Below are 26,512 nucleotides of genomic sequence, written 5' to 3'. Positions count from 1 at the left end.
CGCATGCCCCCCAGCGAGTCCGCCCCGCTCGACCCGGCCGAACTGAGGCGGCTGTTCTTCCGCGTCTTCCCTGCCGTCGGCCTTGCGATGTTCGGCGCGGCGCTGGACCAGACGATCGTCGCCGCCGCGCTGCCGGCCATCGCGCGGGCGATGGGGGAGGTGGAGCGCATCTCCTGGGTGGTGGTGGCCTATCTGGTGGCGACCACGGTGGCGGCGCCGGTTTATGGCCGCCTTGGCGATGCCTTCGGCCGGCGGCGCATGCTGCTCGTGGCGCTCGGCGTCTATGCCGGCGGCGCCATCATGTGCGCCCTAGCGCCGAACCTGTTCCTGCTGACCGTCGCGCGGCTGATCCAGGGCTTCGGCGGCGGCGGGCTGATCGCGCTGTCGGTCGCGCTGATCGCCGAGGTGGTGCCGCCACGCGAGCGCGGGCGCTTCCAGGCCTATATCGCCGGTGTCTTCGCGGTGGCGAGCGGGCTGGGGCCGCTGGCGGGTGGCGTGCTGACGCAGTTCCTGGGCTGGCGCGCAGTGTTCATGCTGCAGCCGCCGCTGGCGCTGCTGGCCGCCATCATGGCGATCCGGCGGCTGGGCAACGCGCATCCCGGCGTCTCGCGCGGATTCAGCTTCGACTGGGCGGGGCTCGGGCTCTTCGCGCTGTTCGTCGGTCCGGCGCTGCTGGCGCTGGACCAGGCGCGGCGGCTGGACGCCTCGGGGCTTGGCCTCGCGCTCGCGCTGGCGGCGCTGGCGGCGGGCGCGCTGTTCCTGCTGTGGCAGTGGGAGCGGCGCGCGCCCGATCCGCTGCTCCCCCTGGCGCTGCTGGGCGAGGCTTCGATCTGGCGGGCCAACTTGCTCTCGGCGATGGTCGCGGGCGCCTTCGTCGGTTCCATTGCCTTCCTGCCGATCTACTTCGTCGCGGTGCGCGGGCTGACGCCCTCCGGCGCGGGACTGGCGCTGTTGCCGCTGGCGGCGACGGCGGCCTTCGGCGCGATGCTGGTCGGGCGGCTTTTCGCGCGGACGGGCCGGACGATGCGCTGGGCCGGCATCGGGCTCACCTGCTCCGCGCTGCTGCTGCTGGCGGCGGTGCTGGGTATGGGCGCGATGCCGCTCTGGGCCTTCTCGGCGATGCTGGGGCTGGTCTCCTTCGGCTTCGGCTGCTCCTTCCCGATGGTGCAGGTGACGGTGCAGCTTGCCGCGCCGCGGGAGCGGCTTGGCTCGGCCACGGCGTCGGTGCAGTTCACGCGGGCGCTGGGCTCGGCGACGGGTACGGCCTTGATGGGCGCGGTGCTGTTCGGTTCGCTGGTGCTGCAGGGCGGCGGCGCCGCGGCGCTGTTCGTGGACCTGGTGAATCACGGTGCGCCGGCGCTGGCGGGCCTGGATGCGGCGGCGCAGGTGGCGTTCCGTGCGCAGATGGTCGCGGCGTTCCAGGCGGCCTTCCTGACGGCGGCGCTGCTGGTGTCGGGCGCGGCCTGGTTGACGACGCGGGTGCCGCTCAGGCAGGCGTAGCGGTCAGCCGCAGCAGCAGGGTATGCGCATGCGGCGTCATGCGCGCCGGCACCAGGCCGCATAGGTCGCCAGCAGGTCCCGCGTGTATTCGAGCAGCGCCGCGCGCTCGAGATGCGTGCGATAGAAGGCGGTGCCGGCCTCGGCGATGCTGCGTGCGAGGCCCGGCGTTGCCGCGCAGAGATCCATCGCGCGCTCCACCTCGGCATCGCTTCCGACGGGGATGTAGTGCGTCCAGGGGATCAGGCGGTCGAAGTAGTGCAGGCGGTGCTCGGATTCGTATTTCACCAGCACGCCATTGCCCCGCAGCGCCAGCGCCACGCGCGAGCAGGTCGCGCCGTTCCCGTCCATCGAGAGCAGGTAGCGATAGGCATGGTGGTCGGCCCAGTCGAGCGGGCGGCCGGAGACGCCGAGCGCCGCGATCGCATCGGAAGCGGCCTGGTCAGCCGTCTGCACGATGCGAGGCAGCCAGAAATCGACGCGCGGCGCGCCGCGGAACTGCATGGCGGCGCGCAGCCGCGGCGCGCGCAGGGCGCGCACATTCTCGGCGGTCAGGGTGCCGCCGCCGCTGGTCGAGCCGACGAAGAGCGCGCGGTCCTGCTTGGCCTCGAAGGGGATCGTGTCGGCGAACTTCGGCGCCGCGTAGAAGCGGTGGCGCAGGAAGTCGCTGTCCGGCAGCAGGACGAGACGGCTGCCGCGCTTCTTCTGGAAGGTGAAGAGCGGGATCGTTGCCTCGGGGACGAGATCATCCACCGAGAGTGCGAGGCGGATCGCCCCGTCGACAGGCCTCTTGCGCAGGACATCCTCGAACAGACGCCGATAGCGAAGCGCCCGCGACAGCAGATTGTGCGTCGCCTCGCGTGTCCCGGCGATCTCCTCCGCCGGATAATGCGCGGGCTTCTGCAGGAAGCGTGCCTCGCTGCCCGACAGCAACAGGATGAAGCAGCCCGCATCCGCTTCGTTCAGCCGCTCCATCTCCGCGAGCGATCGCGGGCTGGTCGCGTCGAAGCCGTACCATGGCGCAAGCTGCGCCGCGGCCATCCTGGCCGGCGTGGCGCTCATCGCGCCCGCCGCGGACGGCTCAGGCCTTGCCGTGGCAGTGCTTGTATTTCTTGCCCGAGCCGCAGGGGCAGGGCGCGTTGCGCGGCGTGTTGGCCCAGGTGGAAGGGTCGTTCGGGTCCACCGTCGCGGCCGTCATCGGCCCGCGCGCCGCCTGCGTCGCGGAGCCATAGGCCGGGCCTGGGCCGGCATCGGCATATTCCAGTTCGCCGCCTATGCCGCCATCCGGCGCGGGGTGGCGCATGTCCATCACGCGCACCGGCTCCGGCATCGGGGGCGGCTGGTCCTGGCGGATCTCGATGCGCATCAGCACGCTGGTCACGCGCTCCCGCAGGTCGACCAGCATGGCGTTGAACAGGTTGAAGGCCTCGCTCTTGTACTCGTTGAGCGGATCGCGCTGGCCATAGGCGCGCAGCCCGATGCCCTGGCGCAGGTGATCGAGCGCGAGAAGGTGTTCCTTCCACACCGCGTCGAAGATCTGCAGCAGCAGGCTCTTCTCCACCTGGCGCATCAGGTCGGGGCCGATGTTCGCGACGCGCGCGGCATAGGCCTCGTCGGCGGCCTTCTCCAGCCGCTCGCGCACCTCGGTCTCGTCGATGCCTTCCTCGCGCGCCCAGTCGGCGACGGGCAGGGCGAGGCCGAGCACGCGGTCCACATTGTCCTGCAGCCCGATCAGGTCCCACTGCTCGGGATAGGCGTTCTCCGGGATGGCCTTGTCCACCATCGCGCCGATCGTCTCGCGCCGCATCTCCGCGACCGTCTCGGAGACGTCGTCGGACATCATGAACGCCTTGCGCTGGGCGTAGACCTCCTTGCGCTGGTTGTTCATGACGTCGTCGTATTTCAGCAGGTTCTTGCGCGTGTCGAAGTTGCGCGCCTCGACCTTCTTCTGCGCCTTCTCCAGCGCCTTGTTGATCCAGGGATGGATGATCGCCTCGCCCGGCTTCAGGCCGAGCTTCTCGAGCATGCCGCCCATCCGGTCGGAGCCGAAGATGCGCATCAGGTCGTCTTCGAGCGAGAGGAAGAAGCGCGACGCGCCGGGATCGCCCTGGCGGCCGGAACGGCCGCGGAGCTGGTTGTCGATGCGCCGGCTCTCATGCCGCTCGGTGCCGATCACCAGCAGGCCGCCGGCTTCCTTCACCGCCGGGCGCACCGCCTCGACCTCGCCCTTGTGCTTGGCGAGCGCGGCCTCGAATTCCGGGCCCTCGCCGGTGCCGGCCTCGGCGCGCGCGAGCATCTCGGCATTGCCGCCGAGCTGGATGTCGGTGCCGCGGCCGGCCATGTTGGTGGCGATCGTCACCGCGCCCGGCCGGCCGGCCTGGGCGATGATGCCGGCCTCCTGCTCGTGGTAGCGCGCGTTCAGCACCTGGTGCGGGATCTTCTTCTGCTTCAGCAGATGCGCGATCAGCTCCGACTTCTCGATGCTGGTGGTGCCCACCAGGATGGGCTGGCCCTTGCTGCGGCACTCGTCGATCAGTGCGATCACCGCGTCGTATTTGTCCTGCGCGGAGCGGTAGACCTCGTCGTCGGAATCGACGCGCGCGACCGGAACGTTGGTCGGGATCTCGACGACTTCCAGCTTGTAGATCTCGGCGAACTCGTCGGCTTCCGTCGCCGCCGTGCCGGTCATGCCCGCCAGCTTGGGGTACAGGCGGAAGTAGTTCTGGAAGGTGATCGAGGCGAGGGTCTGGTTCTCCGGCTGGACCGGCACGCCTTCCTTGGCTTCCAGCGCCTGGTGCAGGCCGTCGGAGTAGCGGCGGCCTTCCATCATGCGGCCGGTGAACTCGTCGATGATGATGACCTTGTCCTGGGTCACGCCGTATTCGGTGACCTTCTTCACGATGTAGTCCACGTCGCGCGTGAACAGCACATGCGCGCGCAGCGACTGGTTGGCATGATGGACGAGGGTGACGTTCTGGATGTCGTAGAGGCCGCCCTCGGTCAGCAGACCGGCCTCGGCCAGCATCTCCTCGAGCTTCTCGGTGCCGGCTTCCACCAGATGGACGGTCTTGAACTTCTCGTCCTTCTCGTAAAGCGCCTTGTCCTTCACCAGCTCCTTCATCACCGCGTTCACGCGGTTGTAGAGGTCGGAGGTGTCGTCGGTCGGGCCCGAGATGATCAGCGGCGTGCGGGCCTCGTCCACCAGGATCGAATCCACCTCGTCGACGATGGCGAAGTTGAAGTCGCGCTGGACCATGTCGTCCAGCCGGTACTTCATGTTGTCGCGCAGGTAGTCGAAGCCGAACTCGTTGTTGGTGCCGTAGGTGACGTCGCAGGCATAGGCCGCGCGGCGTTCCTCGTCGGTCAGGCCGTGCACGATCACGCCGGTGGTGAGGCCCAGGAAGCCGTAGATGCGGCCCATCCACTCGGAATCGCGCTTCGCGAGGTAGTCGTTCACGGTGACGACATGCACGCCCTTCTCGGTCAGGGCATTCAGGTAGACGGGCAGGGTGGCGACGAGGGTCTTGCCCTCGCCGGTCTTCATCTCGGCGATCCGGCCCTCATGCAGGACCATGCCGCCGATCATCTGCACGTCGAAATGGCGCATGCCCATGACGCGGCGCGCGGCCTCCCGCACCACGGCGAAGGCTTCCGGCAGGATGTCGTCGAGCGTCTTGCCGGCGGCGAGCTGGGCGCGGAACTCGGCGGTCTTGCCGCGCAGCGCCTCGTCGGACAGGGCCTGGATCTGCGGCTCCAGTGCGTTGATCGCGGGCACGCGCGCCTGGAAGCGCTTGAGGGCGCGGTCGTTCGAGGTCCCGATGATGGCGCGGACGAGGCGTTGGAACATCTGAGCGTGTCGTCTCCGGCCGCGCTCTCCGTCGGCCCGGTCGGCCCGGGCGCTGGCGGTGCGTGGGCCGTGCAGGGGAGGGCGCAACCGGCCTGACGCCGGCGCTTGCCGGCGGCGGCGCAGCGCCGGAGAGATAGGCGTCCCGGGGGGGCGCGTCAACGCGAGGGCGGTCCCCGGACAGCCCTCCCCTGCCTTGTGGGGGGGCGGCGCATCCTCCATGTTCCGCCGCTCCCGCGGAGTTCAATTCCCGATGCGCCGTTCGGCCCTCCTTCTCGCCGCCCTGCTGCTGCCGGCCGGCCCGACCCTGGCCCAGGCGCCGCCCGCTGCCGCGCCGGCCGCCCCGGCGAGCCCGCAGGCGGCGGCGCCGGCCGCGGACCCCGTGCTGGCCACGGTGGACGGCATCGCGATCCGCCAGTCCGACCTTGAGGCGGAGATCCAGCGCCTGCCGCCGGAACTGCGCGCCGTGCCGCCGCAGACCCTGACGCCGCTGCTGCTGGACCAGTTGATCACCCAGAAGGCGCTGGTGGCCGCGGCCCGAGCCCTGGGGCTGGACAAGGAGCCGGAGGTGCAGGCCCGCATCCGCCGGGCGGAGGAGGAGGCGCTGCAGCAGGCCCTGCTGATCCGCGCCGTGCAGCCGCTGCTGACCGAGGAGGCGCTGCGCGAGCGCTTCGCCCGCGAATCCGCCGCCCGCCCGCCGGAGGAGGAGATCCGCGCGCGGCACATCCTGGTGCCGACCGAACAGGAGGCGCGCGCGGCGCTCGCCGAGGTGCGCCGCCCCGGCGCCGACTTCGCGGAGGTCGCCCGCCGGCGCTCCTCCGGCCCCGGCTCGCGGGAAGGCGGCGACCTCGGCTTCTTCAAGCGCGGCGACATGATCCCGGAATTCGCCGAGGCCGCCTTCGCGCTGCAGCCGGGGCAGATCGCGGCCGAGCCGGTGCGCACGCAGTTCGGCTGGCATGTGATCAAGGTGGAGGCCCGCCGGGCCGCCCCCGCGCCGGGCTACGAGGACAGCCGGGAGCAGCTGCGCCAGCAGGCCTTCGAGGAGGGGGTCAACGCTGCCGTGGAGCGCATCCGCAACGCCGCCAAGGTGGAGCGGACGGACGCCGCCGGCGCGCCGCGCGCGCCCTCCCTGCTGGATGGCGCGGCGCCGCCGCCCGCCCAGGCGCCGGCCCCCGCGCCGCGCCGGTAGGGTTTCCGTCCTCCCCCGCTTGCGGGGGAGGCGCCCGAGGGGGCAGAGACTCCGGGCCCGAAACGCCCAGCCTGGAATCCGCGCACATGGCCTCCGGTAAGGACCTGCCCGTCTCCCCGCTCGCGCTGCCCTTGCCGGCGCTGCCGCCCGTGCCAGGGGTGCTGCTCGGCACCGGCGTGGCGGGGATCCGCTACAAGGCGCGCGAGGACGTGACGATGATGGCCTTCCCCGCGGGCACGACGGTCGCGGGCGTCTTCACGAAGAACAAGTGCCCCGGGGCGCCGGTGGATTGGTGCCGCGACGCGCTGAAGGGGGGCAAGGCGCGGGCGTTGGTGGTGACCGCCGGAAACTCCAACGTCTTCACCGGCAAGGCCGGCCGCGAGACCTGCAAGGCCACGGCCGAGGCGATGGCGAAGCTCGCGGGATGCAAGGCGAAGGAGGTGTTCCTCGCCTCGACAGGAGTGATCGGCGAGAAGCTGCCGACGGAGAAGCTGACGGCGGCGCTGCCCGCGCTGCATGGCGCGCTGGAGCCGGACCCGTGGGAACTCGCCGCCCGCGCCATCATGACCACCGACACTTTCCCCAAGGCGGCGACGCGCACGGCAAGGATCGGGGACGCCACCGTCACTGTGAACGGCATCGCCAAGGGCAGCGGCATGATTGCGCCAGACATGGCGACGATGCTGTGCTTCCTGGCCACCGATGCGAAGGTGCCGGCGGGCGCGTTGCAGGCGATCCTGAAGAAGGGCACGGACCGCAGCTTCAACTGCGTCACGGTCGATTCCGACACCTCCACCAGCGACACGGTGCTGCTGTTCGCGACAGGGGCCACGAAGCACCCGCGCGTGCCGGCCGAGGGCGGCGCCATGCTGAAGGACTTCGCCCGCGCGGTGAACGAGGTGCTGATGGACCTGGCGCTGATGGTCGCGCGGGACGGGGAGGGTGCGCAGAAGCTGATCGAGATCCATGTCGCCGGCGCGGTCTCCGCGAAGAGCGCGCACCGGGTGGCGATGTCCATCGCGAACTCGCCGCTGGTGAAGACCGCGATCGCCGGCGAGGACGCGAACTGGGGCCGCATCGTCATGGCCGTCGGGAAGTCCGGCGAGCCTGCTGACCGCGACAGCCTCTCGGTCGGCGTCGGCGGGGTCTGGATGGCGCGGGAGGGCGAGATCGTGCCGGGCTATGACGAGGCGCCCGTGGTCGCCCACATGAAGGGGCGGGAGGTGCGGATCGACGTGGATCTCGGCCTCGGCCGCGGCAGCGCGACGGTTTGGACCTGCGACCTGACGCATGGCTATATCGACATCAACGGTGCCTATCGGAGCTGAATCCCGGCGCCATGGCCGGGCCATCGGGAGCTTCGCCATGATCAAGCGCGTCCTGCCGGTCATGCTCCTCGCGCTCGCGGGCTGCGCGGCGGATGACGGGCTGCCGCCGCTGACCGGCGGCAGCGACGAGCGCCCGGCCTGGCTGCTGGAGCAGCCGCCGCAGTATGAGCGGTATCCGGTGCCGGATGCGCTGCGCGACACGCTTGCCCTGCGGAGCGGGCAGCCTGGCGGGGCCGTGCAGGCGGCGCGGCGGGGCGGCGTGTCCTGAACGACCTGCATGATCCGCTTGCACCGCCGCCCTTCGCGCCGCTGCGCACGCAGCGGCTGACGCTGCGTCCGCTGCACGCAGCGGATGCCGCCGCGCTGCACCGCCTGGTCAATGATTGGGACGTCGCGAAAATGCTGGCGCGCGTGCCCTTTCCCTATCCGCGCGAACTCGCGGATGAATGGATCGCCTCGACCCATGCGTTGCTGGAGCAGGGGCGCGCCTGGCACCTGGCGATCGTCGGCGTCGAGGGGGAGAAGGACGTGCTGGTCGGCTGCGCCGGGCTGACGCGGCGCGCCGAGGGCAAGGAGGCCGAGCTCGGCTACTGGGTCGGGCGGCGATTCTGGGGACAGGGCCTGGGCGTGGAGGCGGCGGGGCGGCTGGCGCGCTGGGCGCTGGCCAATCTCGACATCGGCCGGCTCGTCGCCTCGGCGCTGGTGGAGAACCCGCGCAGCCAGGCGCTGCTGAAGCGCATCGGCTTCCGCCAGGTGGGGGAGGGCGCGCAGGAGTTCCTCTCGCGCGGCGGCGCGATGCCCGTGCTGACCTTCGAGATGACGCGCGCCGACCTGCCGGCGGAAGCCGTGCCTGCCGCGCCGCAGCCGGCTGCCGAAGCGGCGCCGGAGGGCAAGCGCATCCTGCTGGTCTCGGCGGTCGGGCTGGTCGATGCCGATGGCCGCGTGCTGCTGGCGCGGCGGCCGGAGGGCAAGCCGCTGGCGGGGCTTTGGGAGTTCCCGGGCGGCAAGGTGCATCCGGGCGAGACGCCGGAGGCCGCGCTGATCCGCGAGCTGAAGGAGGAGCTGGGGATCGACGTGGCGGAGAGCTGCCTGGCGCCCTTCGCCTTCGCCAGCCACGGCTACGAAGGCTTCCACCTGCTGATGCCGCTGTATCTCTGCCGGCGGTGGGAGGGCGTGGTGACGCCGCAGGAAGGCCAGGCGCTGGCCTGGGTGCGGCCGCAGCGGCTCGGCGACTATCCGATGCCGCCCGCGGACAAGCCGCTGGTCGCGCTGCTCAGGGATTTCCTGTAGCCGATCGCCACCCATATTGCTATCATCCGATGATAGCGGAGGGGCGGGGATGGCCCAGGTGCTGGTCCGGCAGATCGACGAGGCGGTCGTCGAATCCTTGAAGCGGAAAGCGGCCGCGCGCGGCACCTCGCTCGAAGGCTATGTGCGGGACATGATGACCCGCGATGCCCAGGAGACGCGCGCCGATCTGGTGGCGCGGCTGCGTGCGCGACTGGCGGAGCAGCCGAGGCAGACATCCGACGGCACACGCCTGCTGCGCGAGTTCCGCGACGGCGGGGACGAGGGCGATCTCGGGTGAGGTTCGTCCTGGATGCTTCGGCCGCGATCAAGTGGTACGCCGCCGAGCCGGAATCCGAGGACGCCTTGCGCCTGCTGCAGGATGGCAGCGCCTTCGTCGCCCCCGACATCCTGCCGCTGGAGGTCGCCTCGGTGCTGCTGCGCAAGGAACGGCGTGGTGAGTTGAAGGCGGGAACGGCCGGTGCGGCGTTGCTCGACCTCGACCAGGTCGGCTGCGATCTGGTGCCGCACGGGCCGTTGTTGAAACGTGCGACTGCGCTGGCCACGACGCACAGGATCGGCGTGCTTGACTGTCTGTATCTGATCGTCGGACGTGAGCGCGGCTTGCCGATCATGAGCTATGACGCCGGCATGCGCCGGCTTGCGCAGCACCTTTCCCTTCCCCTCTGGCCTTCGGACGACGTGGCATGACCAATCCCACCGCCTGCCTCCTCGTCATCGGCAACGAGGTGCTCTCCGGCCGCACGCGCGATGCCAATGTGCAGTTCCTGGCGACGCGCCTCGGCCAGATCGGCATTCCGCTGCGCGAGGTGCGGATCATCCCGGACGTGCCCGAGACCATCATCGGCACGGTCAACGAGGTACGGGCGCAGTACGACCACGTCTTCACCACCGGCGGCATCGGGCCGACGCATGACGACATCACCAGCGAATGCGTCGCCGCCGCCTTCGGCGTGCCGTGGGAGCCGCATCCGGAAGCCTGGGCGCGGATGGAGCGCCACTACCCGCCCGGCGAGTTCAACCCGGCGCGGCAGCGCATGGCGACGATGCCGCGCGGCGCGACCCTGATCGACAACGCCATCTCCATCGCGCCGGGCTTCACGATCGGCAACGTGCATGTGCTCGCCGGCGTGCCGCGCATCATGCAGGCGATGTTCGAAAGCCTGGCGCCGACCTTGCAGGGCGGGCCACCGATCGGCTCGCGCACCGTGCATGCCGACGGCATCATGGAGGGCCGCATCGCGGAAGGCCTCGCGGACATCCAGCGGCGCTGGCCGGCATTGGATATCGGGTCCTATCCGTACTACCGCATGGGCGGCGGCGGCGTCGCGCTGGTGGCGAAGGGCACCGACATGCCCGCGGTCGAGGAAGCCGCGCATGCGATCACGGTGCTGCTGCGCGCGATGGGCGGGAAGCCGGTGCAAGGCGAGCCGCCGGTCTGAGGGCGCCTCAGACGCCGGCGCGCACATCCGCGCGCTTGGGCTACGCGTCTCAGACGTGGTGCGCAGATCGGCGCTGTATCGAGCCGCGCGGGCCGCCTTCGGCGGCGGGCCGCGGGTGGAACGCGCCTTCCCTATTCCTCGAAACGCGCGAGGCGCACGGCGGTGTGGCCGCGCATCGCGCGGGGGCTCGGCATCACGAGCAGGCAGTCGTCATGCGGCGTGCGCAGCTCCGCCTCGCCGTCCAGGGCGATCAGCGTGTTGCGGCGGGGAATCAGCTCGCCGCCGCGGAAGTCGCGCAGGAACACGAACTCCGCGCTCTGCGCCGTCACGGTGCGCGTCACCCGAGCCAGCCGACCCGGGGGCAGCGCTTCCTCGGGCGCCAGCCGCGCGCCGTCCTCCGCCATGCCGAGCCGGCGGAGCAGCGTGGCCGCCGTGCGCTCCATCTGATCGAGCGTCTCGGGCTGCCAATGCGGCCCGGCCTCGAGCAGCAGGGCGCGCGCGCCGGCAGCGAAATGCGCGTGGTCGATCATGCGCAGCCCCGCCGCATGGCCTTCGTCGCCCACCACGAGCGGCGGCGTGCCGAGCGCGCAGCCCAGCGCGCGCGCCGCGGCGCCGGGACCGGCGATGAACAGCGGATCCGAAGGCCAGAGCATCGAATGCAGGTCGAGCAGCACGTCCGCGCGCCGCAACGCCGGCAGCAGCGCCCGCGCCCGGTCGAGCTCGACGGAGCGCCGACCGGAGGCCAGCAGGTCCGAGGCCCAGACGCGGTTCAGATCCTCGTCCACGAACCGGCTTGCGGTCGGGTCCGCGGGATCGAAGCGGTCGAAGGCGGCGAGGTTGGCGAGGGCGAGCGTCAGCGTGCCGCGGCGCGGCCGGATCGCCTCGCGCAGCCAGCGCGTCAGCAGCAGCGCGCCGGAGATCTCGTTGCCATGCACCAGCGCCGTCAGCACCAGATGCGGGCCGGCTTCGGGCGCGGTGAAGCTCCAGATGCCTTCGATGCCCGTATTGCCGGCGCGCCAGGGCGCGATGTCCGGCAACGGCACGCGCACATCCAGGCGCGGCACGGCCGGTTCCCGTGTCGCGAAGGGCTCGGTTGCCATGGTCAATCGACCGGAAAGGCCGCAGTGCCGGGATTGCGCGCATCGCGCTCCCGCCTTCCGCCCCGCCGCCGGGCCGTGTCGAACCTCGCCTGCATCTCCCGCGCCCCTGATTGCACACAGTCTATACGGGACAGGAAGACGCTCCAACCGGTGGCCGCGGCGGACTCCCTACCGCGCGCCGCGCGCCGCGCCGACCAGCCGCTCCAACTGGGCGAGATCGACGGCGCCGGGGACCATCGTGGCGCCGGCGGGATCGCCGTTCGCGGCGATGACCAGCGCGGGCGTTCCCTCGATGCCCAGCGACTGGGCGAGGCGGATGTTCTCCTCGATGCGGCGGGCGATGGCGGGATCGTCCATGTCGCGCCGCAGCCTGGTCCAGTCGAGGCCGACCCGCTCGGCCTCGCGCCGCAGCACCGCCTCGGTCGGCTCGGTGCGCAGGCCGAGCAGCGCATCCTGCAGCTGCGCATACTTGCCCTGGCGCTGCGCCGCGAGCAGCGCGCGGGAGGCGAGGACGCTGTTCGGCCCGAGGATGGGCAGGTCCTTCATCACGATCCTGACATTCGCATCCCGCCGCAGCAGCGCCTCGAGCGCGGGGTGAAGCTGCTTGCAGTAGCCGCAGCGCGCATCGAAGAACTCGACGACGGTGACGTCGCCGCGGGCGTTGCCGCGCACGGGGTCGGCGGCGTCACGGAACAGGGCATCGGCATGCTGGCCGATGGCAGCGCGGCGGGCTGCCGCGCGGTCGCGCTGCTCGGCTTCTTCCAGTCCCACCAGCGCCTCGCGCAGGATGGACGGGTCCTGGCGCAGCGCCTCGCGCAGGATATCCACGATCTCGGCACGCTGGGCGGGGGTGAAGGCGGAAGACTGGGCGAGCGCCGGCGCGGCGAACAGCAGCAGGCCGAGCAGCAGGGCGAGCAGGCCGCGCTTGCGGCTATGGGGCGGACGGCGATGGGGCGGGCGGGGAAGGGGCGGTCGCATCGGGTCCTCTTGCGCGCCCCGGGCCGCGCGGCGGCAGGGCGATGTCGGGCGCCCGCCGGGCGGCGGGACATGCGTCGCCCCGATCATCCCGCAGAAGCGGCGTCTCCGCCAGGGCAGCGCGTACCCCCTGCGGTTGCCCGTGCTGCCGAAGGCGTTTATGGCGCCCTTCCGGATCAGCGTGATGCGCCACGGCGCGGGACCGATCCCGGCGGCGCCGCGTTCCGCAGGGTGGCGCCCGGCCGGGCGGAGGTTCTCGCCGCGACTCCCGTATCACCCAGCGCGGCGCCGGGGATGGCAAGGGCGAGCAGGATGGGAAGCAGCGCGGTGGGGGATGGCCAGCTTGGGACCCGTCTGACTCGTCTGGTCGGCTCCGGGCGGCGGCGCGGCCTCGCGGCGGGGCTGCTCGCGCTGATGGCGCTGCCGGGCTGCAGCACCTTCAACTCCATCGGGAACACGCTCGCCGGCACGCCGCGCGCCCAGGTCGGAGAGGAAGGCTTCGTGCGCGGCTTCCTCGGCTACGTCGTGGCCGACGAGCCACGCGCGGCGACGGTGGCGCGCACCGTGCTTTCCACCGGCGGCACGGCGCTGGATGCCGCGACGGCCGCCGGGCTGACCATGGCCGTGACCCTGCCCTCCCGCGCAGGGCTGGGCGGGGGCGGCGCCTGCGTCCTCTACAACCCCGCCCGCAATGCCGCCGAGGCGGTGCTGTTCCCGCCGGGGCCGCGTTCCGGCGTGCCGGCCGGGGCGGACCGGCCGGCCGCGGTGCCGATGCTCGCCCGCGGGCTGTTCGCGCTGCATACGCGCGGCGGGCGGCTTCCCTTCGAGCAGCTCATCGCGCCGGCGGAGCAGGCCGCGCGCTTCGGCATCGAGGTGAGCCGCGCCTTCGCCGCGGACCTCGCCGCGGTCTCGGGCCCGCTCTTCGAGGATCCCTGGGCGGTCGCGGCCTTCGGTGGTGCGAATGGCCGCCCGCCGCAGGTCGGCGAGCGGCTGGTGCAGGCCGATCTCGGCGTGACGCTCGCCACGCTGCGCACGGCCGGCGTCGGCGACCTCTACCAGGGCAGCCTGGCACGGCGGCTTGAGGAGGCCTCGGTGCCGGCGGGCGGAGGGCTCACGGTGGCGGAGATGCGTGCCTCGGTGCCGCGCGTGGTGCCGCCGGCGCAGCAGCGGCTGGGCTCGGACATCGTCTCCATCCTGCCGGCCGAACTCGATGGCGGGCAGGACACCGCTTCGGCCTTCCAGGCCGCCATGGCCGGCGGCGCGCCCGGGGCAGGCGGGGCGGCGATGCTGCCGGCCTCCGCGGCGCTGGTGGTGATGGACCGGCAGGGGATGGCGGTGTCCTGCGTCTTCACCATGAACAACCTGTTCGGCACCGGTCGGGTGGCGCCGGGCACCGGCATCCTGCTGGGTGCGGCGCCGAATATCGGCCAGGTGCGGCCGCCGCTGTATGCTGCGGGGATCGTCCATAATTCGAATGTGCGCGCCTTCCGCGCCGGCGCGGCCGGCACCGGGCAGGAGATGGCGGCGCTGGCCGCCGGCACGGCGCTGGCCCGGCTGATGCGCGGCCAGCCCGCCCAGGCCGCCGTCGCCTCCCTCCCCGAGCCAGGCCGCGCCTCCGCCATCGGGTGCCCGCGCTACATGCCCGGCGACGCGGCGACCTGTTCCGCGGCGACGGACCAGCGCGGTGCCGGGTTGGCGCTCGGCGGGCTCGAGTGACGGGCGCGGGCGGACCGGGATGGCGCTGAAGGTCGGGCGCGGGGCGGCAGCGCCGCCCTTCCTGGTGATGGACGTGATCGCGGCGGCCAATGCGCGCGCCGCCGCGCTGCCGGCGGGCGCCTATCCCGATGCCCTGGGCGTGATCCGCATGGAAGTCGGCCAGCCCGGGACCGGCGCGCCGCGCGGCGCGGCGGAGGCGGCGATCCGCGCGCTGCAGGCGGGCGCGCCGATGGGCTACACGGAAGCCTTCGGACTCGCCTCGCTGCGCGCACGCATCGCGGGCCACTACGCGGCGAAATACGGCGTTACGGTGCCGGCCGCGCGGATCGCGGTGACCGTCGGCGCCTCGGGCGCCTTCCCGCTGGCGTTCCTGGCGGCCTTCGACGCCGGCGACCGCGTCGCGATGGCTGCGCCCTTCTACCCGCCCTATGCGAACATCCTGACGGCGCTGGGCATGGTGCCGCAGTTGCTGCCTTGCGACGCCTCGACGCGCTTCCAGCCGACGCTCGCGATGCTGGAGAAGCTGGACCCGCTGCCGGCCGGGCTGATCGTGGCGAGCCCCTGCAACCCCGCGGGCACGATGCTGGCGCCGGAGGAACTGCGCGCGATCGCGGCGTGGTGCGAGCGCAACGGCGTGCGGCTGGTCTCCGACGAGATCTATCACGGGCTCTCCTATGGCAGCGTGGCGGAGAGCACGGCGGCGTGCTTCAGCGACAGCACGATCGTGGTGAACAGCTTTTCCAAGTACTTCTCCATGACGGGGTGGCGGATCGGCTGGCTGCTGCTGCCGGAGGATCTTGTCCGTCCCGTCGAGTGCCTGGCGCAGAACCTGTTCATCAGCGCGCCGCATGTCGCGCAGGTGGCGGCGGAGGCGGCCTTCGACTGCACGGAGGAGCTGGAGGCGAACAAGGCGCGCTACGCGCGGAGCCGCGCGGCGCTGCTGGCGGGGCTCCCGGCGGCGGGGTTCGACCGCATCGCCCAGGCCGACGGCGCCTTCTATTTGTGGTGCGACATCGGCCACCTGACCAATGACAGCCTGGATTTCTGCGCGCGCATGCTGGAGGGCGCGGGGATCGCGGCGACGCCCGGCGTGGATTTCGAGCGCGACCGCGGCGCGCGTTTCCTGCGGTTCTCCTATTGCGGGTCGGAGACCGACATGGTCGCCGCGCCGGCGCGGCTGAAGGGCTGGCTCGGGCGCTGATGCGCCCTGCGCATCACGTCACGTGGTTGGACGCGGTGAAGGTGAAGGGCACCTGCGCCGGCAGCAGCCCGGTGGCGCGCTTGTTCGTGGTCATCAGGATGCGGTGCATCTTCGTGGCCCAGAAGCTGCCCACTGCGAACCACTCATGGTACCAGGGGTCGCAGACCACCGCGAAGGCGGCGTTGAAGGGCGCGCCCGGCAGGGCGTTCGGTGCCGCCTGCACCGTCGTGCCATCGAGGCCGCCGCCGAGGCCGATCAGCACGAAGCAGTGGTTCGTCTCGTCGTCGGTGTCGACCATGTAGCTGGCGACGCCCTTGCCGTTCAGGTGATGGCAGGCGAGCACCGCATGCTCGAAGCAGTTGCCGATGCCGTCGCGGATGATGGCGGCGGCGTTCAGGCGCTCGCCGGCCAGCTTGCGCGCGTCCCGCGCCGAGGAGATCGCGCCGGCTCGCTCGCCATGGAGTTGCTGGCAACCCATCCGGACATTGAAGCTGTTCGCCAGGCTATCGAGCACGATCTCCTGCTGGATCTCCTTGTTCGCGCTTATCCCCGTCGCGAAGCGGCGGAGGTTCTCCTGGTGCGTGTGGATGATGTCCTCCGGCTTGTTGGAGGCGCGTCCGCGCAGGTGCTTCTCGGCGAAGGCGACGGCTGCCTCGGCATGCATCAGGTTGAGGTGCAGGCTCATCACGCCTCCCGCCGCCGCGTCGTGCGGCAACCGAGCGTTGCATGCGGACATACCCGGATGCAACGCGCCTGCCCGAGGGCCGCGTCGCGGTCAGCCGAGGCCGCCGCCCCAGCGCCACCAGGTGACCGGCAGGGTGAGCGCCGCCGCTTCGGCCGTCGCCGCGTCGCGGAAGATGCCGAAGCAGGTCGCGCCGCTCCCGCTCATGCGCGCAAGCAGGCAGCCGGGCCGGGCGGCAATGGCGGCAAGGACCTCGGCGATCGACGGGCAGAGCGCGATCGCGGCGTCCTGCAGGTCGTTGCCGAGCGGGCGCAGCCAATCCGCCAGCGCGGCGGCGTCCGGCAGGCGGCCAGGCAGGCCGGCCGGCGCCGAGAAACCGCCTCGGCGCGCCTTGAACACCGCGGGGGTGGGCAGCGCGATGCGGGGATTGGCCAGCAGCAGGCCGAAGGCGGGCAGGGGCGGGGCGTCCGAAAGGATCTCGCCGATGCCCTGCATGCGCATCGGCCGACCCGCGATGCAGACCGGCACGTCGGCGCCGAGGCCCGCGGCGATGCCGTGGAGCGCCGCGGCATCGAGGCCGGTGTTCCACAGCGCGTTCAGCGCGCGCAGCGCGGCGGCGGCATCCGCCGAGCCGCCGCCGATGCCGGATGCGACCGGCAAGTGCTTGTCCAGCGTGATCGCGGCGCCGGCGCGGGCACCCGTTGCGGCGGCGAGGGCGCGGGCGGCGCGGAGGACCAGATTGTCCGGCTCGTCGGCCAGAACGCCGGCTTCCGGGCCGGTGACGGCGAGGCTCAACCCCTCCGCGAGCACAGCGTGCACCAGGTCCGCGGCGCCGGCAAAGACGGCGATGCTGTCGAGCAGGTGGTAGCCGTCGGGACGGCGGCCGGTGACGCGAAGGTAGAGATTGACCTTCGCCGGAGCAGGTTCCTCTACCGCGGAGGTCGCGCGGCCCCCACCCCGGCCAGCCTGCGTAAGCTGCGGCACGTCGCAGCAACTCCGGCGTTCGACGCTGTGCGTCGAACCCCCGCATGCAGGGGAGGGAGGGAGGCGGAGCTCATCGCGTGGCGGGGGCATCGTCGCTGCGCTGGGCGGTGGAGGCGGGCGGCGTCGGCAGGCCGTCGCGGAGCTTCGCCTCGATGCGCGGGACATCCGCCGCCTCCGGCTCGGTGCGCAGGGCGCGCAGCCATTGGAAGCGTGCCTCGTTCTGCCGCCCCGCGGCCCAGTAGGCGTCGCCGAGATGGTCGTTGATGACGCTGTTCCGCGATTCCAGCTCGACGGCGCGCTCCAGCCAGCGCACCGCGCCGGGGATGTCGCCGAGCTTGAACAGCGCCCAGCCCAGGCTGTCCACGATGTTGCCGTCGTTGGGGCGCAGCTCCACGGCGCGTTCCAGCATGCGCCGGGCCTCCACCAGGTTGGTGCCGTGCTCCACCCAGGTATAGGCGAGGTAGTTCAGGACATAGGGCTGCTCCGGCGCGAGGCGCAGCGCCGTCTGGAAGTCCGCCTCGGCGCGCGGCCACTGGCTCGACCGCTCGAGCGCGATGCCGCGGGCGTAGAAGATCGGCCAGTCGTCGGGCGTGGGCGTCCCGATCCGCGCGACCGCGCCGTCATAGGCGATTGCGGCATCGGCGAAGCGGTTGCGGATGCGCAGCATGTCGCCGAGCCGGATCATCGGCTGCGGTGCATGCGGCGCGGCAGCGGCGAGGCGGGTCAGCTCGGCTTCCGCTTCCGCCACGCGGTCGAGCCGGCCGAGCATCGCGGCGCGGCGTAGCGCGACGAGGCCGGCCAGCGGATCATCGGCCGGCACGGTATCCAGCAGGACCAGGGCGGTCTCGGGCTGGCGCTCATCGGCGAAGTAGTCGGCCATCAGCAGCACGGTCGGCGCGAAATCGGGCCGCAGGCGCAGCGCCAGCCGCGACAGCATCAGCCCGACCTCGCCGCCGCCCTGCCCGCGCAGCGCCGCCGCCAGCGCGATATAGGCTTCCGCGATGCCCTCCGTGGGGGAGGCGACGGCGCGGCCGGCGAGCAGGGCGCGACGCCCTTCCGGCGTGCCGGCGGCGATGGCGATGTCCGCATTGCTGCGGCCGAGCGCCTCCAGCATGCGCATCGCCTCGGCCTCGCCGCCGTTGCGCACGAGGATGCCGCCGGCAAGCTGGATCAGGCGCAGCGAGGCTTCCGGCCCCTCCGAGAGTGCCATGCGGGCGTAGCGCTCAGCCTCCCGGTCGCGGCCGGCGACGTCGGCGATCAACGCGAGATGCAAGGCATGGATGCCGCGCAGGCGGCCGCCCTCCGCCAGCGGGCGGAGGATGGCGATCGCCTCGTCGGTCTGGCCTTTCCCCTGCAGCGTCCAGGCCAGCAGCATCGGCGCCAGCAGCCCGGCGGGTCCCTGGCGGGGCAGGGCGCGCACGCGCTGCTCGGCGCGGTCCCAGCGGCCGGCCTGTGCCTCGTTGCCGAACAACAGCAGCGCCGCCGCGTGGTTCTCCGGCAGGCGGCGGGCGAGGCGCACCGCGTCGGGCCTGCCATCCAGCAGGGCGGCGACGAAGGCGCGGTTCAGCACCTCCGCCTCGTCGGGATCGCGCTGCAGCGCCTGCAGCATGCTGTCGGCGGCGGCGCGGGTGTCCGCCTCGGATTGCGCGAAGCGGCCGGCGAGATAGGCGCCGAAGGGGCCCGTCGAGTCGCCGGGGCTGGCGGCCGAGGAGGCCGGCGCGCCACCGGCGCCGCAGGCGGAGAGCAACGCCGCGGCCAGAAGCAACGCCCGGCGGGAAGGGAACGGCCTGTGCATGGCCGGAAGCCTAGCAGGGCGATGCTGCGCTGCGCCACCGGCCGATTGCAACCGATGGTCGCCCCCGCCGCCGCGCTGCCTGGCGGATTCGGCGGGCCGATTCATGACCGATGCGCGGAGATCCGTCCCGCGGGGCCGGCGCCCCCGGCGGCCACCAGGCCGCCTCAGCTTCGCGCCTTGTTGGAGAGCAGGCCCTCGGCCCAGTCGGCCATGCGCAGCGCGGCGTCGGTCGGTGCCTGGGGGCGGGCAAGAGGCTGGCCCTTCATGCCGGCGGCCGCGGCCTCGGCGAAGCCGAGCAGGCGGGAGACGGCATCGGCCAGGTCGGGTTTGGGCTCCGGGCCGAGCCGGGCGATCTCGGCCATGGCCGCGGCCAGCGCCGCCTGCGTCACCGTGAGCTCGGCGCGCAGTTCCACCAGTGCCGCCGAAAGGCGCCGCAATTCGCCGGTCTCCTCGGCTCGGTCCGACATCTCACGCTCCCGTGATCCCGCGACAGAGTGCCGATCGAAGGCGAAACGGGCAATCGGGGGTAGGCACATGACAGGGCTTTCACTCGCCCTCCACCAATGGGCTGTTAGGCTTGCTACGCAACATTGCGTCTTCGGAGGAGACCCCCGCATGCGTCGCCACGTTCTTGCAGTCCTCGCAATTCTTGCGGGGGCGGCCGGGCTGTTGAGTTCGGCGACGGCGCAGGCGCAGAACCGGTTCTGGCTGGTGAACAATACGGGCCGCGTGATCGAATCGGCCTTCGTATCCGCTTCGCGCGTGGACGATTGGGGGCCGGACATCCTCGGCAGCAACGTCCTGCCCTCCGGCAACCGCGTGTGGGTGACGCCGAACTTTGGTGATTGCGTGCTCGACATCCGCGTGACCTACCAGGGCGGCGGGGAGGAGCGGCGCATGCAGGTGAATGCCTGCAGCCTCTCGACGATCGCGTTCGGGCGCAGCGCCGGGGCCGGTGCCAGCGTCGGCGGCGGCGGCGGCGGCGGCGGCGCCGGGGCGGCGATCTCGCCGGGCCGGCCGGCGGCGGCCAACCCGTCCTTCTACCTGCGCAACGGCAGCGGCGTGACCATCAGGGAGGTCTATGTCTCGCTGTCCTCGGACCGGAACTGGGGTGGCGACCGTCTGGGCCAGAACGTGCTTCAGCCGGGGCAGCGGCTGCAGGTCAGCCTGCCTGCCGGCGTCGGCTGCACGGTGGACATCCGCGTCGTCTACATGGATGGCCGGGCGGGCGAGCGCCGGGGCATGGAGACCTGCCGCGTGTCCGAGGTGATCTGGCGCTGACGCGCGCCCGTTGTCTGCGCGGCGCGCAGGGCGTGGGCGCCGGGCCAGTGGGGGCCGGCGCCGCGCCGCCCGTCATCCCTCGCGCAGCTTGCGGGCCTTCAGCGCGGCGGGGCGGGTGAGGCAGGCGTCGAGCCAGGCCTTCACCTTCGGGAAGCGGGCGAAGTCGAAGCCGTTCGCCCAGCCGCCATAGAGCACGGCCGCCAGGTTGCAGTCGGCGATGGTGAAGTCCTTGCCGACGAGCCAGGGGCCGCCGGCTTCCAGGTGCTTCTCCAGCACGGCCAGGCGCTGCGCCAGCGCCTCCGCGCCCGCCTTGGCCGCCGCCGCGTCGCGCTGGTCGGCCGGGCGGACATAGGTGTTGTAGGCCCATTGCTGATGCGTGGGCTCGGCCTCGGTCGCGGCCCAGAGCGTCCATTGCAGCACGCGGGAGGCGTCGTCGCCCTCCGGCATCAGTGGCGCGCCGGCCTTGCGCGCGACATGCAGGTTGATGGCAAGGCTCTCGAACAGCGTCAGCGCGCCGTCCTGCAGCGCGGGGATCTTGCCGTTCGGGTTGACCTTCAGGACCTCCGGCTTGTGCTCGGCGCCGAAGCCGACCGGCACGATCTCATAGGTCAGGCCGGCTTCCTCGGCCGCCCAGATGCAGCGGAAGGCGCGGCTTCGCGCGATGCCGTGGATGCGCAACATGGAACTCCTCCGATCGCTCTTGGCGATGCGGAACGGATCGCGCCGATCACGAAATGCTGCAAGCCGGGGGGCCATGCGACCGAGGGGGCTTGCCTCACACTGTGGTAATTCGCGACCCTCCGCAGGCCGCGCAGACCCTGGGCGGCAGGAGACGATGCGACGTTGCGTTCCACCGCTGCGCCGCGATCGGCATGGCCCGGCTTCGGCCGCCGGAGGGGGCCGCCGGTTTCGCGGCTCTATCTGCTGCTCTTCGCGGCCGCCGTCCTCGTGCCGGCGGGCCTCTTCGCGGTGGCCGCGCTGCAGAACCGCGCCGATGTCCTGCGGGAGGGACGAAGCTCGGTCGAGCGCACGGTCGCCGTGCTGCAGGAACATGCCGGCAAGGTGATGGAGACGCAGGAACTGGCGCTGGCGCGGGTTGCCGACCGTATCCGCGGCCTGACGCCGGAGCAGGTGGCGGCGCCGGAGATCAGCCTGTTCCTCGCGGGGCTGCGCGCGCCGCTGGAGCAGGCGGTCTCGATCTGGATCGCGGACGAGGCCGGGGTGGTCCGCGCCGGCAGCCAGCGCTGGAACCCGGCCCTGCGGATCGACCAGCGCGAGTTCTTCACGGTGCATCGCGAGGGCGAGCCGGGGCCGCATGTCTCCGCCGCCTTCCGCGGGCGGGCGACGGGCCGGTCGAGCTTCGCCATCAGCCAGCGCCGCGCGGCGGAGGATGGCGGCTTCGCCGGCACGATCCACATCGCGCTCGACCCCGGCTACTTCGCGCGCTTCTTCGCCGAGGCGGCGCCGCCGCTGCCGCATCTTGCCATGCTGCTGCGCGACGACGGCGCGGTGCTGGCGCGGGAACCCGAGCGCGGGCCGGAGCGGATGCCGGCCGACGGCCCGCTGATGCGGGCCATCGCCGCGGCGCCGGAGCGTGGCATGTTCGAGGCGATCGCACCGTTCGACGGCGAGCGCCATCTCTATGCCTACCGGCAGGTCGGCAGCTATCCGCTGCATGTCGCGATGGGTGTCAATCGCGGCGCGCTGCTGCAGCGCTGGTACGCGAATCTGCGCCTGTTCGGCGCGGTGGCGGCCATCGCCTCGGCACTGCTGCTCGCGGTCTCCTGGCTGGCGATGCGGCGCGCGGCGGCGGAGCGCGCGGCGGTGCAGCGCCTGCGCGAGACGCTGGAGCAGTTGCGGCGCGAGACCGCGCAGCGCGAGGCGGCGGAAAGCCGCGTGCGCCAGGCGCAGCGCATGGAGGCGCTGGGGCAGCTTGCCGGCGGCATCGCGCATGACGTGAACAACGTGCTGCAGGCCGTGGCGAGCGGCGCGCGGCTGATGCGCCGGCGCCCGGAGGACCCCGAGCAGGTGAAGCGCCTGGCCGGCATGGTGCTGGAAGCGACGGAGCGGGGTGCCGCGGTGGCGCGTCGGCTGCTGGCCTTCGCGCGGCAGGGCGAGCTGCGCGCCGACCTCGTCGATGCCGCGGCGATGGTCGAGGATCTGCGCGAGGTGCTGGGTCATACGCTCGGCGCGGGCGTGGTGGTGCGCACCGACGTGGCGGAGGCGCTGCCGATGCTGCACGCCGACAAGGGGCAGCTCGAGACGGTGCTGGTCAACCTCGCCACCAATGCGCGCGACGCGATGGCGCTGCAGGGCGGCGGCGTGCTGACGCTGTCCGCCGCCGCGGAGGAGGTGACGGAGGGCGCGCGGCATGGTGCGGGCCTGCTGCCGCGCAGCTATGTCCGGCTGACCGTGACCGACACCGGCACCGGGATGGATGCGGCGACCCTCGCCCGCGCCTCGGAGCCCTTCTTCACGACCAAGCCTGCAGGCAGCGGCACCGGGCTCGGCCTGGCGATGGCCAAGGGCTTCGCCGAGCAGTCGGGCGGCGGCCTTCTTATCGAGAGCGCGCCCGGCGCCGGCACGAAGGTGACGCTCTGGCTGCCGGTCGGGGTGGCGGTGGAGGATGCGCCGCCGGAGACGGCGGACGGCGGCGAGGCGGCGACGGAGGAGATGCCGGCGCCGCGCGTGCTGCTGGTGGATGACGAGAAGCTGGTGCGCGAGGCGCTGGCTGCGGAACTCGTGGCGCATGGCTGGCGCGTGGAGCAGGCCGCCGACGCGCGCGAGGCGCTGCGCCGGCTGGAGGCGGCAACGCCCTTCGACCTGCTCGTCACCGACCTCGCCATGCCCGGTAGCAACGGGCTGGAGCTGCTGCGGCAGGCGCGGCAGCGCGTGCCCGGACTGCCTGGCGTCCTGCTGACCGGGCTGGTGGGGGACGGTGCGGCCGCGCATGCGGCGCTGACCGAGGCGGTGCGCGACGGTCCCTTCGTGCTGATGCGCAAGCCCTTCGACGTGCGCGAACTGGTGACGCGGGCGGAGGCGCTGCTGCAGGGCGGCGCCACGGAGCAGCGCCGGGCTCAGGCCGGCTGATCGGCGGGCTCCCGCGGCACCGGCAGAACGACGCTTGGTGCCGGGCGGCGCCGGCGCAGTGCCAGAGCATGCAGCGCCGGAACCACCAGCAGCGTCGCCAGCGTCGCCACCGCCAGCCCGCCGATCATTGCCACGGCCATCGGCCCCCAGAAGACCGAGAGCGTCAGCGGCACGAAGGCGAGGATCGCGGCGAGCGCGGTCAGGATCACCGGTCGCGCGCGGCGCACCGTGCTCTCGATGATCGCCTCGCGCAGCTCCATCCCCGCTTCCGTGTCCTGGCGCACCTGGTCCACCAGGATCAGCGTGTTGCGCATGATCATCCCCGCCAGCGCGATGACGCCGAGCAGCGCCACGAAGCCGAAGGGCATCCCGGTGAGCAGCAGCGCCGCGGCGGCGCCGGGGATGCCGAGCGGGCCGGTTGCGACCACCAGCGCGACGCGGCCGAAATGGCGAAGCTGGACCATCAGGATCAGCAGCATCACCGCGACCATGGTCGGGAACAGCGCGAAGAGGCTGGCATTGGCCTTGCCGGATTCCTCGGCCGCGCCGCCGGTCTCGATGCGCAGGCCGATGGGAAGCTGCGCGCGCACAGCTTCAAGGCGCGGCAGGGCGGCGGCGGTGACGTCGGGCGCCTGCAGACCCGGCGCGATCTCCGCACGCACCGTCAGGAAGGGCTCGCGGTTGCGGCGCCAGAGGATCGGCTCCTCCATCGCCGGCACGAGCCGCGCGACCTGCGCCAGCGGCACGGGGCCGGCAGGGGTGACGAGGGTGAGGTCGGCCAGCGCACCGAGGCCCTCGCGTTCGGCCGCGGGTGCGCGCAGCACGACATCCACCAGCCGCTCGCCTTCGCGCAGCTGCGTCGCGGTGGCGCCGGAGAGCAGGACCTGGACGGATTGCGCGACGGATTGCGGCGAGAGGCCGAGCTGGGCGACGCGCTCCTCATCGAGGTCGAGGCGCATCGCCGGTGCGCGCTCGCCCCAGGCGAGTTGCACGTCGCGCGTGCCCGGCGTGGCGCGCAGCGCCTGCATCACCTGCTCGGCCCCGCCGCGGAGCTGCGCGGGATCGCCGCCGACCACGCGGAACTGCACGGGGAAGCCGACCGGCGGGCCGAAATCGAGGCGGGCCACGCGGATGCGCGCCTCCGGCACGGCGCCGGATTCGGCGAAGGCGATCAGCCTCTCGCGCAGGCGCTCCCGCGCGGGCACGTCGCGCGCCTGCACGACGAGCTTGCCGAAGGCCTCGTTCGGCAGGTCGGGGTTCAGCGCGAGGAAGAAGCGCGGCGCGCCGGCGCCGACATAGGCGGTGTAGGTGGCGACGTCTTCGTCCTGCGCGACGGTGGCGGCGATGCGCTCCACCGCGTCGCGCGTGGCGGCGAAGCCGGCGCCGGCGCGGAGGTTGACGTCCACCAGCAATTCGAGCCGCGCGGAGGTCGGGAAGAACTGCTTCTTCGTTGCCGCCATGCCGGCGAAGCCGCCGGCGAGCAGCAGCAGCGTCGCACCCAGCACGACGGTGCGATGGTCGGTGCACCAGGCGACGACGCGGCGGAGCGCGCGGTAGAACCGGGTGCCGTAGAGATGCTCGTGGTGAACGACTCGCTTCGGCGCCGGCAGCAGCTTCACGCCGAGCCAGGGCGTGAACCAGACCGCGACGAGCCAGGAGGCGATGAGCGCCGCGCCGACCACCCAGAAGATGCCGCCGGCATATTCGCCGGAGGTGGAGTTGGCGAAGCCCACGGGGATGAAGCCGGCGACGGTGACCAGCGTGCCGGACAGCATCGGCCCGGCGGTGCTGCCCCAGGCGAAGGCGGCGGCGCGCAGCCGGTCCCAGCCTTCCTCCAGCTTCACCGCCATGGCCTCGATCGCGATGATCGCGTCGTCCACCAGCAGGCCGAGGGCGAGGATCAGGGCGCCGAGCGAGACGCGTTCCAGCTCCATCCCCCACCACAGCATGAAGGCGAAGACGGCGGACAGCGTCAGCGGCACGGAGAGCGCGACGATCAGCCCGGCGCGCAGGCCGAGCGAGGCGAGCGAGACGAGCAGCACCACCAGCAGCGCTGCGGCGAACTTCGTCAGGAATTCCGCGACGCTGTCCGCGACGATGTGCGGCTGGTCGGCGATGGGCTGGAGTTGCAGCCCGGTCGGCAGGTCGCGGCGGATCGCGTCGAGCTCGGCGCGCAGGCTCTCGCCGAGCGCCAGCACGTTGAAGCCGCGCTGCTTGCCGACCGAAACCAGCACGGCCGCGCGGCCTTCGTGGAACACCGCGGCGGAAGGCGGGTCGGCGAGGCCGCGGCGGATGTCGGCGATCTCGCCGAGGCGGATGGTGCGGCCATCCGGCGTGGCGACCGGCACCGCTGCGACCGCCGCGACGCCGTCCAGCGCGCCGCCGACGCGCAGATGCACGCGCGTGCTGCCGGTCTCCACCACGCCGGCCGGGGCCACCGGGTTCTGCCGCGCCAGCGCCTCGACGATCGCGGTCGGCGGGATGCCGAGCGTGGCGAGCCGCGCATGCGACGCTTCCACGTAGATGCGCTGCTCGATCTCGCCCTGGATCGCCACCTTCTCGACGCCGGGGATGCGCAGCAGGCGCAGGCGGATGCGCTCCGCCTGGCGCACCAGCTCCGCGTTGTCGGCGCCGGTCAGGGCGAGGACGGCGGAATAGACGTCGGAGTATTCGTCGTTGAAGAACGGTCCGCGCACGCCGGCCGGAAGGCTCGATGAGATGTCGCCGACCTTCTTGCGCACCTGATACCACAGCGCCTGCACCTCGCGCGGCGGCGTGGTGTCGCGCAGCACGACGGTGGTGGTGGCGATGCCCGGCCGGACATAGGTCTCGAGGCGGTCGAGCCAGGCGAGGTCCTGCAGCCGGCTCTCGATGCGGTCGGCGACCTGGGCCTGCATCTCCTCCGCCGTCGCGCCCGGCCAGGCGGCGCCGACCACCATGACCTTCAGGGTGAAGGAGGGATCCTCGGCACGGCCGAGCTTCATCCAGGCACCGGCGCCGAGCGCCGCGAGCAGGATCATCGCGAAGAGCGTCAGCGCGCCGTTGCGCACGCCCCAGGCGGAGAGGTTGAAGCGCTCCAT

Annotated in this window: 22 protein-coding genes; 12 read left to right on the top strand and 10 right to left on the bottom strand. The window is 72.5% G+C overall.

What is annotated here, in order from left to right; all coding sequences use genetic code 11:
• Positions 1-3: 3 nt before the first annotated feature.
• The gene (locus E4T13_RS21490) at positions 4-1,500 is read left to right on the top strand and encodes an MFS transporter (protein WP_137180395.1); all 1,497 of its coding nucleotides are present in this window, start codon (positions 4-6) and stop codon (positions 1,498-1,500) included.
• A 36-nt stretch (positions 1,501-1,536) separates the two neighbouring features.
• Here E4T13_RS21490 and E4T13_RS21485 read toward each other — a convergent pair whose 3' ends face one another.
• Both E4T13_RS21485 and secA read right to left on the bottom strand, forming a co-directional pair.
• Positions 1,537-2,559 (bottom strand): glycosyl transferase family 90, encoded by a 1,023-nt coding sequence (locus E4T13_RS21485; RefSeq protein WP_137180394.1) that lies wholly within the window; start codon positions 2,557-2,559, stop codon positions 1,537-1,539.
• A gap of 19 nt (positions 2,560-2,578) precedes the next feature.
• Positions 2,579-5,344, bottom strand: a complete 2,766-nt coding sequence (gene secA, locus E4T13_RS21480; RefSeq protein ID WP_137180393.1) for a preprotein translocase subunit SecA — start codon at positions 5,342-5,344, stop codon at positions 2,579-2,581.
• A 250-nt stretch (positions 5,345-5,594) separates the two neighbouring features.
• On the opposite strand from secA, the gene E4T13_RS21475 reads away from it, so the two are divergent.
• The 7 genes from E4T13_RS21475 (at position 5,595) to E4T13_RS21450 (ending at position 10,608) form a co-directional block, all read left to right on the top strand.
• Positions 5,595-6,530: a peptidylprolyl isomerase gene (locus E4T13_RS21475; RefSeq protein WP_240791233.1), complete on the top strand. Its 936-nt coding sequence runs from the start codon at positions 5,595-5,597 to the stop codon at positions 6,528-6,530.
• 86 nt (positions 6,531-6,616) lie between these two features.
• Entirely contained in the window at positions 6,617-7,858 is a 1,242-nt protein-coding gene (gene argJ / locus E4T13_RS21470) for a bifunctional glutamate N-acetyltransferase/amino-acid acetyltransferase ArgJ (protein ID WP_137180391.1), read from the top strand.
• 37 nt (positions 7,859-7,895) lie between these two features.
• Complete coding sequence (locus tag E4T13_RS21465; protein WP_137180390.1) at positions 7,896-8,126, top strand: hypothetical protein; 231 nt, start codon at positions 7,896-7,898, stop codon at positions 8,124-8,126.
• Positions 8,127-8,131: 5 nt separating this feature from the next.
• A complete protein-coding gene (locus E4T13_RS21460; protein WP_137180389.1) occupies positions 8,132-9,148 on the top strand; it encodes a bifunctional GNAT family N-acetyltransferase/(deoxy)nucleoside triphosphate pyrophosphohydrolase in 1,017 nt (338 codons plus the stop codon).
• A 49-nt stretch (positions 9,149-9,197) separates the two neighbouring features.
• Positions 9,198-9,446, top strand: coding sequence for a FitA-like ribbon-helix-helix domain-containing protein (locus tag E4T13_RS30000; RefSeq protein WP_170985137.1), 249 nt, complete (start codon positions 9,198-9,200; stop codon positions 9,444-9,446).
• Positions 9,443-9,856: a type II toxin-antitoxin system VapC family toxin gene (locus E4T13_RS21455; RefSeq protein WP_170985136.1), complete on the top strand. Its 414-nt coding sequence runs from the start codon at positions 9,443-9,445 to the stop codon at positions 9,854-9,856. The genes E4T13_RS30000 and E4T13_RS21455 overlap by 4 nt, the downstream gene beginning before the upstream one ends.
• Entirely contained in the window at positions 9,853-10,608 is a 756-nt protein-coding gene (locus tag E4T13_RS21450; protein ID WP_137180387.1) for a molybdopterin-binding protein, read from the top strand. The genes E4T13_RS21455 and E4T13_RS21450 overlap by 4 nt, the downstream gene beginning before the upstream one ends.
• Positions 10,609-10,739: 131 nt before the next feature.
• On the opposite strand, the gene E4T13_RS21445 is transcribed toward E4T13_RS21450, so the two are convergent.
• Together E4T13_RS21445 and E4T13_RS21440 are read right to left on the bottom strand one after the other, a co-directional pair.
• The gene (locus E4T13_RS21445; protein ID WP_137180386.1) at positions 10,740-11,708 is read right to left on the bottom strand and encodes a succinylglutamate desuccinylase/aspartoacylase family protein; all 969 of its coding nucleotides are present in this window, start codon (positions 11,706-11,708) and stop codon (positions 10,740-10,742) included.
• Between the two features lie 168 nt (positions 11,709-11,876).
• A complete protein-coding gene (locus E4T13_RS21440; RefSeq protein ID WP_137180385.1) occupies positions 11,877-12,686 on the bottom strand; it encodes a DsbA family protein in 810 nt (269 codons plus the stop codon).
• 309 nt (positions 12,687-12,995) lie between these two features.
• Between E4T13_RS21440 and E4T13_RS21435 the strand changes: the two genes are divergently transcribed.
• Both E4T13_RS21435 and E4T13_RS21430 read left to right on the top strand, forming a co-directional pair.
• Complete coding sequence (locus tag E4T13_RS21435) at positions 12,996-14,399, top strand: gamma-glutamyltransferase (protein ID WP_170985135.1); 1,404 nt, start codon at positions 12,996-12,998, stop codon at positions 14,397-14,399.
• A gap of 19 nt (positions 14,400-14,418) precedes the next feature.
• On the top strand, positions 14,419-15,600 hold the full coding sequence (locus E4T13_RS21430) for a pyridoxal phosphate-dependent aminotransferase (protein ID WP_137180383.1): 1,182 nt from the start codon (positions 14,419-14,421) through the stop codon (positions 15,598-15,600).
• Positions 15,601-15,613: 13 nt separating this feature from the next.
• Here the strand turns inward: E4T13_RS21430 and E4T13_RS21425 are convergent, their stop codons facing one another.
• The 4 genes from E4T13_RS21425 to E4T13_RS21410 all read right to left on the bottom strand — a co-directional run bounded on the left by E4T13_RS21425 (position 15,614) and on the right by E4T13_RS21410 (position 19,528).
• The gene (locus E4T13_RS21425; protein ID WP_137180382.1) at positions 15,614-16,285 is read right to left on the bottom strand and encodes a hypothetical protein; all 672 of its coding nucleotides are present in this window, start codon (positions 16,283-16,285) and stop codon (positions 15,614-15,616) included.
• A gap of 90 nt (positions 16,286-16,375) precedes the next feature.
• A complete protein-coding gene (locus E4T13_RS21420) occupies positions 16,376-17,266 on the bottom strand; it encodes a 4-(cytidine 5'-diphospho)-2-C-methyl-D-erythritol kinase (protein ID WP_240791232.1) in 891 nt (296 codons plus the stop codon).
• 70 nt (positions 17,267-17,336) lie between these two features.
• A complete protein-coding gene (locus E4T13_RS21415; protein ID WP_137180380.1) occupies positions 17,337-19,061 on the bottom strand; it encodes a tetratricopeptide repeat protein in 1,725 nt (574 codons plus the stop codon).
• Between the two features lie 164 nt (positions 19,062-19,225).
• On the bottom strand, positions 19,226-19,528 hold the full coding sequence (locus E4T13_RS21410) for a hypothetical protein (RefSeq protein ID WP_137180379.1): 303 nt from the start codon (positions 19,526-19,528) through the stop codon (positions 19,226-19,228).
• Between the two features lie 148 nt (positions 19,529-19,676).
• Between E4T13_RS21410 and E4T13_RS21405 the strand changes: the two genes are divergently transcribed.
• On the top strand, positions 19,677-20,342 hold the full coding sequence (locus E4T13_RS21405) for a Tat pathway signal protein (RefSeq protein WP_137180378.1): 666 nt from the start codon (positions 19,677-19,679) through the stop codon (positions 20,340-20,342).
• Positions 20,343-20,414: 72 nt separating this feature from the next.
• Here the strand turns inward: E4T13_RS21405 and E4T13_RS21400 are convergent, their stop codons facing one another.
• Positions 20,415-21,023 carry a glutathione S-transferase family protein gene (locus tag E4T13_RS21400; protein WP_170985134.1) on the bottom strand — a complete coding sequence of 203 codons (609 nt, stop codon included), beginning with the start codon at positions 21,021-21,023 and terminating at the stop codon, positions 20,415-20,417.
• 162 nt (positions 21,024-21,185) lie between these two features.
• On the opposite strand from E4T13_RS21400, the gene E4T13_RS21395 reads away from it, so the two are divergent.
• A complete protein-coding gene (locus E4T13_RS21395; protein WP_137180376.1) occupies positions 21,186-23,432 on the top strand; it encodes a hybrid sensor histidine kinase/response regulator in 2,247 nt (748 codons plus the stop codon).
• Here E4T13_RS21395 and E4T13_RS21390 read toward each other — a convergent pair.
• Positions 23,420-26,512 carry an efflux RND transporter permease subunit gene (locus E4T13_RS21390; RefSeq protein WP_137180375.1) on the bottom strand — a complete coding sequence of 1,031 codons (3,093 nt, stop codon included), beginning with the start codon at positions 26,510-26,512 and terminating at the stop codon, positions 23,420-23,422. The genes E4T13_RS21395 and E4T13_RS21390 overlap by 13 nt on opposite strands.

It is taken from the genome of Roseomonas sp. AR75 (assembly GCF_005222815.1).
GTDB lineage: Bacteria > Pseudomonadota > Alphaproteobacteria > Acetobacterales > Acetobacteraceae > Falsiroseomonas.
This window is presented reverse-complemented; position numbering and strand designations above follow the sequence as displayed.